At 53.1% G+C, this 16,411-nt stretch carries 15 protein-coding genes; 3 read left to right on the forward strand and 12 right to left on the reverse strand.

Going from position 1 to position 16,411, the window contains the following annotated elements; translation table 11 throughout:
* Positions 1-3: 3 nt before the first annotated feature.
* The 11 genes from PMPD1_RS13950 to PMPD1_RS14000 all read right to left on the reverse strand — a co-directional run bounded on the left by PMPD1_RS13950 (position 4) and on the right by PMPD1_RS14000 (position 12,134).
* Positions 4-231: a hypothetical protein gene (locus PMPD1_RS13950; RefSeq protein WP_173634616.1), complete on the reverse strand. Its 228-nt coding sequence runs from the start codon at positions 229-231 to the stop codon at positions 4-6.
* Entirely contained in the window at positions 228-860 is a 633-nt protein-coding gene (locus PMPD1_RS13955) for a hypothetical protein (protein ID WP_173634617.1), read from the reverse strand. Before PMPD1_RS13955 ends, PMPD1_RS13950 begins: the two co-directional genes overlap by 4 nt.
* A 749-nt stretch (positions 861-1,609) precedes the next feature.
* Entirely contained in the window at positions 1,610-2,251 is a 642-nt protein-coding gene (locus tag PMPD1_RS13960) for a hypothetical protein (RefSeq protein WP_173634618.1), read from the reverse strand.
* 25 nt (positions 2,252-2,276) lie between these two features.
* Positions 2,277-4,910 (reverse strand): type VI secretion system ATPase TssH, encoded by a 2,634-nt coding sequence (gene tssH, locus PMPD1_RS13965; RefSeq protein ID WP_173634619.1) that lies wholly within the window; start codon positions 4,908-4,910, stop codon positions 2,277-2,279.
* Positions 4,911-5,102: 192 nt separating this feature from the next.
* A complete protein-coding gene (locus PMPD1_RS13970; RefSeq protein ID WP_173634620.1) occupies positions 5,103-5,594 on the reverse strand; it encodes an Hcp family type VI secretion system effector in 492 nt (163 codons plus the stop codon).
* 145 nt (positions 5,595-5,739) lie between these two features.
* Positions 5,740-7,446 carry an OmpA family protein gene (locus tag PMPD1_RS13975; RefSeq protein ID WP_173634621.1) on the reverse strand — a complete coding sequence of 569 codons (1,707 nt, stop codon included), beginning with the start codon at positions 7,444-7,446 and terminating at the stop codon, positions 5,740-5,742.
* Positions 7,447-7,449: 3 nt separating this feature from the next.
* Complete coding sequence (gene tssL, locus PMPD1_RS13980; RefSeq protein WP_173634622.1) at positions 7,450-8,103, reverse strand: type VI secretion system protein TssL, short form; 654 nt, start codon at positions 8,101-8,103, stop codon at positions 7,450-7,452.
* Complete coding sequence (gene tssK / locus PMPD1_RS13985; RefSeq protein ID WP_173634623.1) at positions 8,100-9,437, reverse strand: type VI secretion system baseplate subunit TssK; 1,338 nt, start codon at positions 9,435-9,437, stop codon at positions 8,100-8,102. Before tssK ends, tssL begins: the two co-directional genes overlap by 4 nt.
* An 18-nt stretch (positions 9,438-9,455) precedes the next feature.
* The gene (gene tssC / locus PMPD1_RS13990; protein ID WP_173634624.1) at positions 9,456-11,006 is read right to left on the reverse strand and encodes a type VI secretion system contractile sheath large subunit; all 1,551 of its coding nucleotides are present in this window, start codon (positions 11,004-11,006) and stop codon (positions 9,456-9,458) included.
* A gap of 55 nt (positions 11,007-11,061) precedes the next feature.
* Positions 11,062-11,559, reverse strand: a complete 498-nt coding sequence (gene tssB, locus PMPD1_RS13995; RefSeq protein ID WP_173634625.1) for a type VI secretion system contractile sheath small subunit — start codon at positions 11,557-11,559, stop codon at positions 11,062-11,064.
* Between the two features lie 398 nt (positions 11,560-11,957).
* Complete coding sequence (locus tag PMPD1_RS14000) at positions 11,958-12,134, reverse strand: ester cyclase (protein ID WP_173634626.1); 177 nt, start codon at positions 12,132-12,134, stop codon at positions 11,958-11,960.
* A gap of 241 nt (positions 12,135-12,375) precedes the next feature.
* Between PMPD1_RS14000 and PMPD1_RS14005 the strand changes: the two genes are divergently transcribed.
* Positions 12,376-13,113: an SDR family oxidoreductase gene (locus PMPD1_RS14005; protein WP_173634627.1), complete on the forward strand. Its 738-nt coding sequence runs from the start codon at positions 12,376-12,378 to the stop codon at positions 13,111-13,113.
* Between the two features lie 68 nt (positions 13,114-13,181).
* On the opposite strand, the gene PMPD1_RS14010 is transcribed toward PMPD1_RS14005, so the two are convergent.
* Complete coding sequence (locus PMPD1_RS14010) at positions 13,182-13,730, reverse strand: Crp/Fnr family transcriptional regulator (protein ID WP_354292630.1); 549 nt, start codon at positions 13,728-13,730, stop codon at positions 13,182-13,184.
* 373 nt (positions 13,731-14,103) lie between these two features.
* Between PMPD1_RS14010 and deoD the strand changes: the two genes are divergently transcribed.
* Both deoD and PMPD1_RS14020 read left to right on the forward strand, forming a co-directional pair.
* Positions 14,104-14,814 carry a purine-nucleoside phosphorylase gene (gene deoD, locus PMPD1_RS14015; RefSeq protein WP_173634628.1) on the forward strand — a complete coding sequence of 237 codons (711 nt, stop codon included), beginning with the start codon at positions 14,104-14,106 and terminating at the stop codon, positions 14,812-14,814.
* A 22-nt stretch (positions 14,815-14,836) separates the two neighbouring features.
* Entirely contained in the window at positions 14,837-16,369 is a 1,533-nt protein-coding gene (locus tag PMPD1_RS14020; protein ID WP_173634629.1) for a purine-cytosine permease family protein, read from the forward strand.
* Positions 16,370-16,411: the final 42 nt, after the last annotated feature.

Genomic DNA, 16,411 nt, shown 5'->3' on the forward strand with positions numbered 1-16,411 from the left:
AGATTAATAGCGATCAGTCCATTTTTTATGGATCCTTGGGAACATATAACGATAGATTACATAGCCAATGAATGCAGCAACAAGAGAAATCCCCCCCCTATAGAAGCGTCCCTCTTGCTCTGATGCAAAAAAGAACCAACAGGCAAGAATAAGCCCTAAAAGCACCAGCGTCGCACCAACAGCACAAATAATATTGAAGGCCATAGAAATGCTAATTTTTTTCAAATTCATAACTCACCAAAGAAGTATTTACAAATCCTACCAAACTCTTCTGGATTGTGCTCACCAACACTACATGCAGTTTCAAAAGGCCTCACAGTATCTTCAACAAGGAAATATAATAAATCTAAATCACCCATATTTTTCAATTTATAATAAACATTAAAATTTCTTTCCCGCAAATATCGTGAAGTATAAATAGCACGTGACGCTTCTGCACCAATTGAAAGCAACGATCCAATAACTGTTCCCGCAAACAGTGCTGTTGTTGCTCGCTCTGAAATCACATACCCTAACTTTATACCTGTCAACTGTGAAAAAAGTGTTTTACCCGCAACACTGCCAGCAATTTGGAGTCCGACAGAAGGTATATCAACCCGAGAAACAAAATCATCAATAAATGGTTTAATGACCTTATAAATAGTTTCATCATTGAAAGTGACTTTTTTTATCAGCTTTGCCAGCCGAAATTTATCATCCAGATTTTCCCTACGGTGTTCAGTGTCCATAAAATCATACCCAAGATATGCCACGCTGACGGGAAATGAAATTACCCCTTTCGCCACCGCCCCTAAAAAGCCAGTTCCATCGACATTAATGGCCTCAAGCATATCTCTGGCAATCTCTTTTGCGCTGTCCATAATTGTTACCTTTAGATAAGCCTGTTAATCAAACGCCAGCCCTATGCCCTCTTCCTCACTCCATCCCAGAGTCAGGGAAGCGGGTTTCTGTTTTGCCGCCATAAGGACAGGAAGGAATATTTAGACTGTAGCGATTAAGCGCAGCACCTGTTATTTCAGATATACTATTCATTTTTTATCTTCTGTCAGGTTGAACAGTACGACTATTGAAGGATGGTTAATTCAAAAAAAGAATATTGCGTTCAGTAATAGTTATCCCATTTCCTTTGGATATGAGGGAATGCAAAGCGATAAATTAAGTAACCAATATAGATTATTAAAATACCACCTCCTCCCCAGTAAAATCTGTCATCATCACTTGAAACAAAAAATGACCATGCAGAAAAAAAATGCCAAACATCGCCAACGTGGATCCTGTTGCACAGATGATATAAGCTGACGTGACTATAAAAATTTTCTTCATATTCATAAGCCACCAAAGAAATACTCACAGATCTTATTAAACTCAGTAGATATAATGAATGGCTATCGATAAAGATCCTACTCATCATAAACGTATGTATATGCAAAACGATACATAAAATACCCGACTATATATTCGACTATGGAGAACATACCCCACAGATATTTTGACTCACTATTTGAAAGAAAAAAGAACCAGATAGAAAATGCAATACCTGAAGCCCCCAATCCCATCCCTGTACCACGTACCAATCGGGCAAGAATGATAAGCACTGTTCGTTTAATGCTCATAAACCACCAAAGAAATATTCACATATTTTATCAAATTCAGCAGGGTTTCTGTCACCAACATCACAAGCCGCTTCAAAGGGCCTGACGATATCTTCAACAAAAAAATACAGGAGATCCAAGTCCCCCATCCGCTGAAGCTTATCATGCAATGTAGGGTTTCTATTCTCCAGGGTTCTTGATGTGTATATCGCTCTGGACGCTTCAGCACCCACAGAAAGTAACAGTCCAGCCAGACTACCTGCAAAAAATGCAGTGGTACCTCTGGATGCAATGACCTCTCCGAGTTTCACACCAGTTAATTCAGTGAATGCCATTTTCCCTACCAATGAACCAGATATATTTTTTACCAGAGATACTGTTTTTTCAAAGTTAATACGAGAAGCAAAATCTTCTATTCCAGCTTTAATGATCTCTTCGATAATATCCCGCCGAAAGACACCTTTTTTCACCAGCTTTGCCAGCCGAAATTTATCATCCAGATTTTCCCTACGGTGTTCAGTGTCCATAAAATCATACCCAAGATATGCCACGCTGACGGGAAATGAAATTACCCCTTTCGCCACCGCCCCTAAAAAGCCAGTACCATCGACATTAATGGCCTCAAGCATATCTCTGGCAATCTCTTTTGCACTGTCCATAATTGTTACCTTTTAGATAAGCCTGTTAATCAAACGCCAGCCCTATGCCCTCTTCCTCACCCCATCCCAGAGTCAGGGAAGCGGGTTTCTGTTTCGCAGCCATATGGGTCAGCAACTGCTGGCTCAGCACCGGCAGAATTTGCTGATTCAGCAGGCTGTCAACGTTGCGCGCGCCGGTGTCCGGCAGCAGGCAGGCGCTGGTCAGTGCGTCATACAGACTTTCGTCGATATGGGTGGTCAGGCCGTAATGGCGATGCAGGCGCTGGCTGACCTGAGCAAGCTTCATTTCCACAATGGTGCGCATCGCACTTTCTGCCAGCGGGCGGTAGATGACAGTCTGGAAGCGGGCCAGCAGGGCTGGCTGGAAGTGGTCCCGCAGTATCGGGCGCAGCAGCTCGTGCAGGTCGCCGTCAGTGGCTTCTGGCTGCTCCTCCAGCAACTGCATAATGTGGTCGCTGCCGAGGTTGGAAGTCATCAGAATGACCGTGTTGCGGAAGTCGATTTCACGCCCTTCGCCGTCGCGCATAAAGCCGCGGTCGAACACCTGGTAGAACAGGTTCATCACATCGCGATGGGCTTTCTCCACTTCATCGAGCAGTACCACGCTGTACGGACGCTTACGCACGGCTTCGGTGAGGATACCGCCCTGGCCGTAACCGACGTAGCCCGGAGGCGAACCCTTCAGCTGGGAAACGGTGTGCGGCTCCTGGTATTCTGACAGGTTGATGGTAATCAGTGATTTCTCGCCGCCGTACATCACATCCGCCAGCGCCAGCGCGGTTTCGGTTTTCCCCACCCCGCTCGGGCCAACCAGCAGGAATACGCCCTGCGGGCCGTTTTCAGACGTCAGCCCGGTTTTCGCCGCACGCAGGCGCTGTGCGATGGCATTAAGCGAAACGTCCTGGCCCACCACCCGCCTGCCGATTTCATGCTCCAGGCTCAGCAGTTCGGTCTGCTCGTCTTTCATCAATGAGGAGAGCGGCACGCCGGTCCAGTCGGCAATCACGTTGGCAACGGTGCGCGTATCGACATCCACCTGAATCAGCGCATCGCCCTGCTGTTCACTTGCCAGTTGCTGTTGAAGCTTCAGAATTTCTGCCTGCTGACTGATATCCTGACGGCTGGCCATCAGCTGCTGCGCAATGTCCTTTTCAGCATCAAAACGGGTTTCCTGCTGTTGCAGGGTGGCTTCCAGTTCCGCACGCTGTTTTTCAATCACACTCAGGCGGTCACCGTGGCTGCAACTGCCGACCGCAATATCTTCCAGCAGCGCCTGTCCCTCCAGTTCCAGTGCGGTCAGTTGCGCTTTCAGACGCACAATTTGTTCAGGTACTGTATCGAGGCTCATACGCACACGCGCGGCAGCGGTATCCAGCAGGTCAACCGCTTTATCCGGTAACTGGCGGCCGGTAAGGTAGCGACGGGACAGCGTGACGGCAGCACGTACCGCATCGTCGGTGATGTGTACGCCATGGTGTTCCGCGTAGCGGGATTTCAGGCCACGTAACATCAGGCAGGCAGTGTCGTCGTCCGGCTCGTCCACTTTCACCATCTGGAAGCGGCGTTCCAGCGCGGCATCGCGTTCGAAGTACTGCTTGTATTCGGACCAGGTCGTCGCGGCAATTGTGCGCAGCTCGCCACGGGCGAGTGCGGGTTTCAGCAGGTTGGCCGCATCTGCGCCACCCGCCTGATTGCCCGCGCCAATGATGGTGTGCGCTTCGTCGATAAACAGCAGGATCGGAGTGGGTGACTGTTGCACGGCATCGATGACATTTTTCAGACGCTGCTCAAATTCGCCTTTCACGCCCGCGCCCGCCTGCAGCATGCCGAGGTCAAGCGTGCGCAAAATGACCGGTTTGAGGGATTCAGGGACGTTACCTTCAGCAATACGCAGCGCGAGGCCTTCAACCAGCGCCGTTTTGCCGACACCCGGCTCGCCGACCAGGATCGGGTTGTTCTTGCGTCGACGTGAAAGAATATCCACCATCTGGCGAATTTCCGTGTCACGGCCGAACACCGGATCAATCTTGCCCTCTTTGGCTTTGGCGGTGACATCGAGGGTAAATTTATCCAGCGCGTTCTGCAGAGCCGGATTGAGTTCACCTTCTTTTAGTACTTCCCCGACCGGGCGACCAACAAACTCCACCTCACCACCGTGGCTCTGCGCCAGTTCCGCTTCCTGCTGCATCTCCGGGCGTTCGTCCGACTGTGCATCGAGCAGTGGACGCAGACGTTCCAGCTGACTCTGGCCGAGGGTCAGCAGTGGCCACAGCCCGTCGCAACGCACCAAGTTCTGTTTTTCCACCAGTGCCATCAACAGGTGCTGGCTTCGAATTTGCTCTTCACCGTTAAGCGAGGCAATCAGCCAGGCTTCCTGCATCAGCGTCTGAATATTTTCCGAGAGCTGCGGTCGGTTGCGCACTGAGCGCGGTTGTTTGTCCAGCCAGCCGAGCAAATCCTGCCAGATGCTGTCCATATCCCATTCGTAGCGACGGGCCAGCACGGTGAGGTCACCCTCCCCTTGCTCCAGCAGTTTCAACAGCCAGTGCTCCGGCAGAATTTCTGCATGGGCGCGGGTCTGGCACAGAGAGGCAGCCCCTTCCATCGCGCGGGCGCAGTAAGGGTTAAGACGACGCAGCAGAATGGCTGGATTTTCCATGTTGTATTCTCTCCTGAATGGGGCCTGGACACGCTACCGCCCATCGCTGTTTCCTGTGGTACAGGAGACCAAAGCGCACAAGGTCGGGCCGGCAGATTGTGGGTTTCTTTGCTCAACGCCCGCCACGCAGACGTTCAGCAAAACAGCGGAAAGGTCATCCCCCCTCCGCTTAAAAACAAGGATTACGCGTAATCAGGCGGTAGCGCGTTCGTTCCAGCTATCGGAATGAATGATGTTGCCGTCTTTGTAAGTCCAGGTGATTTTCTCGTAGCGCAGCTCTACGCGCTCAAGGTGGTTGTGTTTCTCTTTCGACGGGTCTTTCACGTCATACATCTCAGGGTTAACCTTCACCACTTTTACGTTTTCCAGTTTGGTGTTGAAGTACTCCACTTCCTGGCCCGCGTCGTTGATTTTGTACCACTTGAATTCCGCAGATTTGAGCGTCTGGCCAGTCGTCACCGCTTTGTAGAGGTACGGGCTGGACGAGTCGATTTCCTTGGTGAACAGGAATGGCGTGTGGATACGGGTGCCGGTCAGCTTGCCGGTATTGTTGTCGGTCGGGATGTACAGGTTATGCTCCTGCGCCACCACTTCGATGCTGCCGTCACGATCCTGAACATCCACAGACCCTTTGATGTCCGCGCCGCCGTCGTCTTTCAGCCAAAGATAAACAGGTATTGCCATGAGAATTTCTCCATTTATACACTTCATCCTTCAGACTGCCTCTTTGTTGGCTGTCTTCATTCGCCCCGGTTACAGAGCCGTCTCTGCTCCCGGGACTCACTCAGTTGCCGCCGCAATGCGGCCCGAATGATTTTGTGTATCCTTTTTACGAAGCATCATCCTGCGATGACGCTGAGGGTTTGCCCGGTATCTGGCAGGCATTCGCCTGCGGTACCAGGCTGATTTCGACACGACGGTTGAGCGATCGCCCTTCCGGAGTGTCATTGGTTGCGATCGGGCGGCTTTCGCCATAGCCCTGCACCGCAAAACAGCTTTCCGGTACATCGCCGGTATCACGCATCCAGTCGCGTACTGCTTCAGCACGTTTTAGAGAAAGCGTCTGATTCAGTTTCGGGTTGCCGGTGTTGTCCGTGTGACCCGCCACCACGATCAGCCAGCCAGGCTTCGCTTTAATGCCCACCAGCGAGTTGACCAGCATTTTGGTGGAGCCCGCTTTCAGCTCAGATTTGCCCGAATCGAACAACGACATGCTGTCGAGGCGAATGGTTTTCGGACCCTGAACGATTTTCTTAATGACAGGTGGAGGCGGTGGCGGAGGGGCCCAGTCACTTATGGCGGCCTCAACGGGCGGCACCAGGCGCAGTCCCTGGTACAGACCCAGGCGATAGCGCAGTGGCTCCCCGCGACGCGCCCAGTCGTCCAGCAATGCGCCATCGGCCCGCAGGCGCTGCTGCGCCCGCAGTTTAGGCGCAACCGGCGTGCCGGTAAGAGCGTGGTACAGGGCAAGATGGTCGCCGACATTGCGGATGAGGCGCTGGTTATTCATCCAGGATGCCAGCATGGCGAGTGCCAGGAAAATCCCGCCCAGTAATCCGGCGTAACGCCAGAACACCATTCTGCGGCTCACGCCACGTCGGCGCGGTAACGCCGGCAGCAGCAGTTCAGGCAGCGGCAGTGACTCTGTCGTCACAACGGCATCCGGCGGCAGCGCAGTAACGGAAGCAATGTGCTGCTGCCAGAGATTGCCCGCGATACCGTTCACCGGCACCATGCACATGCCCTGCACGCAGGGCTTCATCCCCGGCAGCTCGCCCTGCCGCACCGACAGCAGGTCATTGACAGTGTTGTTCTGCCAGGCAAGCAGACTGTCCAGCCACAGGCCCTGACTCAGGCGCGAAAGACGCCCGTCTGAGCCGGTCCCCCGGGTCCACTCCATCAGTGACACATTGCCCTGACCAGGCTGATATACCTGAATACCGTCCCGTTGACCTGCAACGGTAAACCAGACCGGCTCCGCATCCGAGCAGGCAGTTGGCGGCGATACCCAGGTCACGGTCCACAGCGGGGGGAGCGTGCCAAATGCTGCACGGCACTGAACAACAGCCCGCTGCCAGCCGCGCAGAGATGGGGTAAAGTCATCACCGGAAGTGTGCTGCTCAGGCACCACCGCCAGCATGACGGAGATTTGCGACACCAGGGCCGGGCGCACCAGGCTCAGGTGCTGTGCAAAGAGTGGCAGCTGTTCCGCATCCTTCACCCACAGGTACCAGCCCTGCCGGGTTTCCCGGTGACAGGTCCCGGACACAAAGAGTGGGGCATTGTCGCCACACACCAGAATAACCGCCCCCTGGAAATCTTCCGGCGGCAGCTTTTCATCCACCATCTCTTGGACCGCAGTTATCCGTGCCTGAGAGGCCCGACGCTGACGCCAGAGCATCACCCCACACACCAGCATGACCAGTAGGCTGAGCGCCACACGGCTGCCCGTGGACAGCGGCCAGAAGCTCAGGATAAGCCACAGCGCCAAGACGCCCGTCAGGGCAGTTAACAGACTCCGGTAAACATCACGCATCCTTTACCCCGGTCTGACCGTCTGACTCACCAGTTCGGTGAGAGAGGAAGAGAGGAAGAACCAGAGCGCCGCCAGTACCGCCGCCCCGATAACCCAGGAGAGCCAGTACAGATGACGGCCGCTGCGCAGGCGGGTTGCCCTGACGACAATCGGCGCATCCTGGGCAAGCGTAAAGGCAGGCACCCGTTCACTCAGCGCACGCACCACGTCTTCACGGCGCTCGTCATCCTGCGCCCGGTACTGACCGACAAATCCCAGTTGCAGGGTCCGGTACATACAGGTCAGGACAGCGGCGTCAGGGGCGCTTTCTTTCAGCAGGCTGCGAATACGCTCCCACAGCGCCTCCCCCGCGTTCAGGGTACCGAAGAAATGGGCCTGAAGCGGGTCACGGCGCCAGGTCAGGTAACCCTCATCGGCGGTTCCCCGGTTCATCACGCTCTCATCAAGCAGGGCACACAGGGCATACACCATATGGTCACGACTGACGTCACTGTAACCGGCCTCCGTGAGCGCCGCTTTTGCCTCCTGCACCAGACGGCAGGCCCGGCGATAAAGCCCTTCCCCGTCACGGACTTCCTGTCCACCACGTAACTGACTGGCCATCAGCCAGCCCGGATAAAAAATCTGTTCTATCTGACTCAGCTCGGATGTATTCATGTGCGCAGCACCGCAAAGAGTTCAAGTTTCACCTCCCCCAGTGAGCGCGGGGTGTAGAAGGTGCAGCTCCCCATCTCAAGCATGGTCCGTGCCGCCTCCGTACTCAGATCCAGCGAGAAATACTGGTTCTCAAGACGTAACGGGATAGCGGCCGGAACATGGCTGACCGGTTTGATGGTCATCCCGCTCAGGGCAACATTCACCACCTCCGAGACATCCTCAAAGCTGCCCGCCTTGCACAACATCGGGAATTTCGTCTGAAGTTCATGGTTCGGCATGGAGGAGCGTACGGAAAGGTAGAAGTCCGCCCCTTCGCGCAGACGCGCATCGTGCAGGGCACCTTTCCAGATCTGAGCCTGATGATCCAGGTGGATACTCACCACCCGCGACGGCAGGCTCGCTTCCAGCAGCTTGTCGAGCAGTGCCAGCAGCGGCGGGAATACCCGCTCCGGTGCATCGTGCTGATAAGCAGGAATATCGCCGGCGTCATGCTCCAGTGAGAAGGTCAGCAGGCTGCCGGCCAGACGGGTCAGCTCGCGGTACAGCAGTTCCGGGTGACGATCAGGCGTCTGCAGCAGTTCCGTCAGCACCGGCTCGGCGCTGTTGAGGGCATTGAGCAGCCAGAACAGGGAGACATCCGCGACGGCAAAGTCGGCCATCCGCTCATTGCTCTCACGGCGCATCGCCATCAGGCGGCGGCGGCGGGCCTGCAGGCGTACCAGCAGGTCACCCAGCCCGGTGGTCAACAACGGGCTGGCAGAAAGGGAAAGCATCGGGGGAATAAAAGCCGGGTCACGGCTCCACTGCCCCTGAGCATTACGCACCAGGCGGGCCACCGGGCAGGTCAGGTACGCGGTATTTTCCTGCGTGGATAACCGCAGCGTCACGGCATGACGCAGAATAGCGAGTTCACCGCTTTCGTGCCCGGCCAGTTCCTGCACCACCACACGCTCAGCTTTCCAGCGACGCGGGCGCTCGCTGTCCTGCCCGTTATCGAGATTGCCACCACTCACGCTCAACAGCGGCAGCGCGGCAACCACCTCAACAACCTCGCTACCGGCAGCAGCAGACAAATCACAGACCGGCGGAAGATTATCTGCCCGGTCCGTATCGACAAGGGTGCCGTCCTGAAAACGCACCACCAGACGGGTGGCATTCAGGCGTGACAGCGCCAGCGCGGCATCATCAAACTCTGCCGCCATCACGCCCCAGGGATGAGAAACTCCCATCCGGGCGACCATGTCGGCAACGTGCTCACTCCAGCGGGCCTGCTGCTGGAACTGTTGCGGGGCCAGTGCGGCCCCGTCCTCCCAAAGTGGGCGGTAAATTTTCATCCCTGATTTCCCCTCGCCTTACGATTTGGCTTTCGGCATCCGGGAAACCAGTGACAGGTTGACGTCCATCCCTTCCACCTGGAAGTGCGGTACGGCATAGAGTTTCACGCGGAAGAAGCCCGGGTTGTCCTCGATATCTTCCACCACCACCTTCGCGTCGCGCAGCGGGTGGGAAGCCTGCAGCGAGTCGCCCGGGTCGGTCATCTCGGTCACCAGGCTCTTCACCCAGGTGTTAAGCTCCAGCTCCAGCAGACGGCGGTCTTTGGTGGTCCCGATGTTTTCACGCTGAATCAGCTTCAGGTAGTGCGCGATACGCGACAGCAGGAAGATATACGGCAGACGGGCGTTAATACGGCTGTTGGCCGTCGCATCTGCGGTGTCATACAGCGCCGGTTTCTGGGTGGAGTTGGCGGAGAAGAAGCAGGCATAATCGCGATTCTTGTAGTAACTCAGCGGAATGAAGCCCAGGTTGGCAAATTCAAATTCGCGGGTTTCCGGGATCATCACCTCAGATGGGATTTTCACCTGGTTGCCGGTGCCGAGGTCATACAGATGGATAGGCAGGTCCTGCACCGCGCCGCCCGCCTGCGGGCCACGGATTTGCACGCACCAGCCGTTGTTGATAAAGCTTTTCACCATGTTGGCAGCAAAGGCAAACGAGGCGTTGGTCCACAGGTACTTATCGTGGTCCGGGCCTTTCACCTCTTCCACGTAGTTGAAGCTGCGCACCGGGACAGTGTCCGGGCCGTACGGCAGGCGGCCCAGTACGCGCGGCATCACAAGACCCAGGTAACGCGAATCGTCGGTATCACGGAAGGATTTCCATTTGATGTATTCAGCGCGGTCAAAGTAGTTACCGATATCTTTAATCGCGGCCACCTCTTCCATGGAATCTTTCAGGAAGAACTGCGGGCCGGCAGAGCCGATAAACGGCATATGCGCCGCAGCGGAGACTTTAGAGATATTACGCATCAGCGCCACGTCCTGCGCGGACGCATCAAACTCGTACGCCGAAATCACCGCAGCAACAGGCTCTCCACCCGGGGTGTCGTATTCCGCAATATACGTCTGACGGTACAGCCCGCTCTGGATGATTTCCGGCGCATCTTCGAAATCCTGGCGTAAATCTTCTTTGGAGAGGTCCAGCAGCTCGATTTTCACGTTCTGGCGGAAATCGGTTTTATCCACTAACCCCTTCAGCCCCCGCCAGACGGATTCCACTTTCTGGAAGGCTTCATGGTGCATGATTTCGTCAAGCTGACGGCTAATCTGAAAATCCAGTTCAGCGATATGGTGATCCAGCAGATTTTTATCGAGCCTTTCCACTTTCTGCCCGGATTTTTGCAGGCACTGCATAAAAACCTGAACGGCGGCGGTCACGCGCGCACTCGCCGAAGTTTCGGCCATCACGGTATTATCTTCAAACCCGTTCAGGTCACCCATTTCCGCAACCGGGGCCAAATTAATTTTATCAAACAGTGAAGCATAGACCCCGCCCTGCGGCAGCGTTTTTTCAATAGTTGCGCCTGTGTTCTGACTCTGAGATTCATTATTGACTGACATGAGCATTTTCTCGATATTATTCCGTTAATACTTCCAGTAATTACCAGTTAGCTTCTGGTAATTACTCCCGAGACAGGGAAATCGCATTAAGTTCATTACGCAGTTCATCGCTTAACGCCGGGTCTTTGAGAATGTTTTCCAGCTCTTTCTTAAACGTGACGTTATCAAGGAGATTCGATTTGAGGTCGCGCAATAAATTACGCATGGCGAGCATCGCTTTCAGCTGTGGAATTTGACGAGCGACGGCTTCCGGCTCGAAATCTTTCATATCCTGGAAGCTCAGACGGACATTTTCTTCAGAGCCGTCATCGGCGAGGGTATTTTTTACAGTGAGATTGACTTCCGGGTTCAGTTCAGAGAGAACAGAATTAAAATTGCTCTTATTAACATTTACTTTACTTCTTTCGGACAGTGTACCGGTCGCCTTTCCATTACTGAAGTCACCAATACTCAGTAACTTAAGAGGAAGCTCCACCTTTTTTTGCGCGCCTCCCGTATGTAAATCTAACGAAATATTAACGCGCGCCTTCGGTATTTCATTTTGAAAACTCTGGGACATTCGCTCTCTCTCCATTTCATGTTTTATTAGGCATCCTGCCAATTCAGGGGCATGCATCAGATATAACGGCAGGCCGTTTATTATTGCGCCACTTATTCATGATGTAAACAGGATAATACCGATTTTTGTGCGTTGTTATATATTTCCTCAGGAAAACCGCACTATGTCCCATTTAAGTAAAAATTTTCCAAAAGATTCAGATTGATTTATTAAGACTTTTTGTATCAGTAACAGGAAATATCCTAAATGCAGCGCCAGACAGCTTGCCTTCAAAACAATTGCATCATTCCCGCCGTGCAAATATTTTGTGCGGTAATTACGTGTTTCGATAACTGAATTTAATTCAGCCACGTAATTATTAATTAAAAAATAATTATTCAGCCAGAGCTGATTATCATTTAATAGGTGTACTCGCAGTCCTTCTCAAGCATTGCCCTATAACCTGCAAGACCAAGCGGCCTACCGTTATGCTGAACCTTTTCATGCACGAATTGACCAAGGCGATCCCAATCGCGCCGGTTAAGACAGTCAATATAATCATGGTATATCGCTTCGATATTGGCTTCGTGAGTCATCGTTGCCCTTCGATTTTCAGTCTACGGTTGCGCTATAAGCATAGCGGCTTTTAGCACCGCACACTTTTTGAGACTTGCAGGCGGGAGTTGTCGGATGCTAGCTAACAAAACGCCCTGATTGTTATCAAAAATGGAATTATCAAATCTAAAAATGCCTCTTTATACGAATTCATAACAGATTACTATGAATGCTATACCGCCTTGATACGGGCAGAGACTAATCAGACAAGTGGAGAAAACCATGAGCGTAAACCATAAAACAGCCCTGGTGACCGGTGCCTCACGCGGGATTGGGCGCGCAATTGCCGAACGCCTGGCACAGGATGGATTCTCGGTCATTGTAAATTACGCCGGTAATGCCAGCGCGGCGCAAGAAACCGTACAGACCATCATCGCGAAAGGAGGTAAAGCCGTTGCCATTCAGGCGGACGTTGCCAGCGAAACCGATGTCAGCCGCCTATTCCGTGAAGCACAGGGTGTAACCGGCAGCCTGGATGTGGTGGTACATAGCGCCGGGATGATGCCGATGGCGAAAATCACCCCGGCGGGCCTAGCCGACTTCGATAAAGTGATTCACACCAACCTGCGCGGCGCATTCCTGGTGCTGGCGCATGCCGCAGAAACCGTCAATGAAGGCGGTCGCATCATTGCTCTCTCCACCAGCGTGATCGCGAAATCCTTCCCGGCATACGGCCCATATATTGCTTCCAAAGCGGGCGTGGAAGGCTTAGTGCACGTTCTGGCGAATGAACTGCGTGGCCGCAATATCACGGTAAATGCGGTCGCTCCGGGGCCAACCGGCACCGAGTTATTCTTCAACGGTAAGAATGAAGAACAAATCGCCACTATCGCTAAACTGGCGCCGCTGGAGCGTATTGGTAAACCGGAAGAGATAGCCAGCGCGGTAGCAACCTTAGCAGGCCCGGATGGTAGTTGGATTAACGCCCAGGTCATTCGCGTTAACGGGGGTTTCGCTTAACGTCAGCAGCACGCGGGTAGCCTCGCTATCCGCTCCACCACCCTATTTTTGGCCCGGCGGAAAAAACGCTAAGGAGAAGCCTGACCAATTCGGCCTGAAGCAGTGAGTATTTGGCGACACTTTTCCATATCGTTAATCCTGTACACGTTGGCATGCTTCTGAATATACCTCTCTTCAATTAACTGATTAATCACCCGGCGATAAGCCCGTTCTGAACAACCGAAACGCTCTGCTTCACGATACACCTGTGAGAAATCGACCAACGGCTTGCCTTGCAAATAGCGTTCATAAATATCGGCCAAAATAGTAAACAGCAGCGGCTGCAAAAAACGCTCCATGGTTTTTGACATACCGCGCTGGTAACTGATTGATAACAATTGACTTAGCCAAATACCGACTTCCGCATGACTCGCCAGAATCTCATCCATCATTGCCCGCGGAATAATGTTCACCGTCATACCGTCATGAGCAACCACTGAAAATTGGCTGGGTGTATTGGTCAGGTATTCAATCTCACCAATAAGGGTATCGCTAACAAAACGCTGCCCAAGGCTAAACACCTTCCCGTTTTCTGCGTGGTAATGCATGGTATATTCGCCGAGCGTGATCCAGTACAACGCCTTGATCTCCTCGCCCTGCCGAAGAATAAATTCGCCAGGGCCGATCTCTTTTTTTTTAACGACGCCGTAAGGACCGCTTCGCGGAGGATCTGGTATCCCTGCTGAGCGAGTTGCTGAAGAGTATTCATATCTGGCCGCCCTCCGACCGGTTTGATGGCGCATTAATGTGGTAACGCGTGATAATCATGGTCTCAAACGCCAGGATACGACCTGAGCCGCGTTAATAGCAAGCCTTGAAGGCTCTCCTTACCCACCGATACAGGAAAAATCCATTTTGTGATCGCCGTCGGTCAGGGGCGGACATTTGCCTTTTTCTTCGCGTAACGAACTTCCTATGGTGATGGCCTGAACGAAGCCACGAGGTCATCTAATGACGCCACATATTAATGCCAATCCGGGCGACTTTGCCGATACGGTGATTATGCCAGGCGATCCCCTGCGCGCGCAGTATCTTGCGCGTACCTATTTGACCAATGCCCAATGTGTCTGCGATACCCGCAATATGTTCGGTTTTACCGGTTATTACCAAGGCGAACGGTTATCCGTTATGGCTCACGGAATGGGGATCCCTTCCATCTCGATTTATGTCTATGAGCTGATTAATGCTTTCGCGGTGAAAAAACTCATCCGCATCGGTACCTGCGGCGCCGTTGATGAGCATTCCAGGCTGTACGAGGTGATCGTCGCGACCGGAGCCGGAACTTCCTCTTCGGTTAATCGAGACCGCTTTGGCGGCTACGATTACGCCGCCGTGCCGGATTTTGATCTGCTACGCCATTGCTGGACTGTGGCGCAACAGCGGCAAATCCCCACCCGATTCGGCAACACCTTTACCAATGACCTGCTGTATGACAAACCCGAAGGGCTACTGCCCGCGCTAAAAAAGATGAACATTCTGGCAGTAGAAATGGAAACCTCGGCGCTGTACACCCTTGCCGCTCAGTATCGCGCCAGCGCGTTGAGTTTGCTGACGCCTTGCGTTAATAGCAGCAACGGCGCAGAACCCGATGCAGAAGGATTACAAACCACGTTAGACCAGATGATTGAGCTCGCTTTAGAAACCGCCATTTTCAGCGATTAATCAACTTTACGAGAATTCTCCAATGAAAAACTCCACCCACCAGGCTGCATCCGGCGCGATAAAAGTTGAAGTAAATGGGGTCAACGCCGTCCCCGAATCAGAGCGTTATGGGAAACCCTCCGGATTATTTCCCATCTGGTTCTCCTGGAACGTCTCAATACTCGGCATCACTTACGGGATTTATGTTTACTCGTTAGGTTTGAATCTCTGGCAGTCGATTAGCGCTGGCATTATTGGCTACCTGCTGTCGTGTTTCCTGGTGGGCATACTCGCCGTCGGCGGCCCAAGAACCGGGTTACCGACATTGACTCAAACCCGCTTTTGTTTTGGCTATCAGGGCAATAAATTTCCCACGCTGTTTGCTTATATTTCCAATATGGGCTGGAAAATAACCCTGATTACTCTGGCTTCCACTACCGGCGCCGCTTTATTAGCCAAATTATGGCCTTCTGCATTTGCCCTTGCCAATGGCAACCCCACACTGATGTGTATTCTCGGCTGGTTTATTTTGAGCCTGGCGTTAACCATGTTGGTCGCGATTTATGGTCACCAGTTGATTATGAAAGTCGAAAAGTACATCGCCTGGTTAACCGGTTTTATGAGTATTATTTTTATCTTTCTGATGCTGCCGCATATTCACTGGGATCGCCTCGAACAAGGCGCTGCACACGGCGATTTATTTACCTATATCGGCGGCGTGGTAATGGCGATGACGATGGTGGGTTTGGGTTTCCTTAACTATGGCGGTGACTTCGCGCGTTATCTGCCCAAAAAGACTCCGGCTGTCGGCGTTGTCTTCTGGACCACTACCGGCATCGCATTACCGGTTAGCATTTTGCTCATTCTTGGCGTCTTCCTGGCTGACAGTAATCCGGACCTAAGCGCAGCGGCGGCGCAAGCGCCTATCGCCTCGCTCACTAATCTATTACCGCTGTGGTTCTATGTACCTTTCTCGATAGTGATTATTATTTCCCTGCTGGCGGCAGCGATCACCGGCGTTTACAGCTCTGGTCTGGCTCTGCTGGCATTGGGGATCCCCGCCAGTCGCGCCGCGACGACCACACTCAACGCCGTGCTGATTGGCTTTGGCGCCTTTTACCTGATGTTTATTTCCGATTCTTTTCTGGCGACCTTCCAATCATTTTTGGCGTCAATTTCAGTGGTGATTGGCTCTGCCGGGGCGATAGAACTGATTGATTTCCTGCGCCAGAAGCGTTTGGGTTGGGATATTACACTGGCGAATAAAGCAGGATTCGGCGGCAGAAATGGCCGTTGGACCGCGCTGCTGGCGCTGGCGATCGCAACCGTGGTAGGTCTCGGTACGATTACTTCTAACGATCGCTATATTGCACATCTGGTGGGTTTTTTACTAACGGAACAGACCCGGCACAGCGTGTTCGCCACCGCCAATCTCGGCGTTATCGTTTCAATGTTAGTGGGCGGCAGTGTCTATGCTGTGCTGACTTTTGGCCTAAAAATTACCTTGCCAGGCATTGTTTCGCCCCAGCCAGCCACCGACGCGGTGGAACCAATGGAACGGCAACAGGCTCTTTAATCACCCAATACGCCTTCTCCACAAGCTCGCGATAAAGCGAGC

This window comes from Paramixta manurensis, assembly GCF_013285385.1.
In the GTDB taxonomy this organism is placed as follows: Bacteria; Pseudomonadota; Gammaproteobacteria; order Enterobacterales; family Enterobacteriaceae; genus Paramixta; species Paramixta manurensis.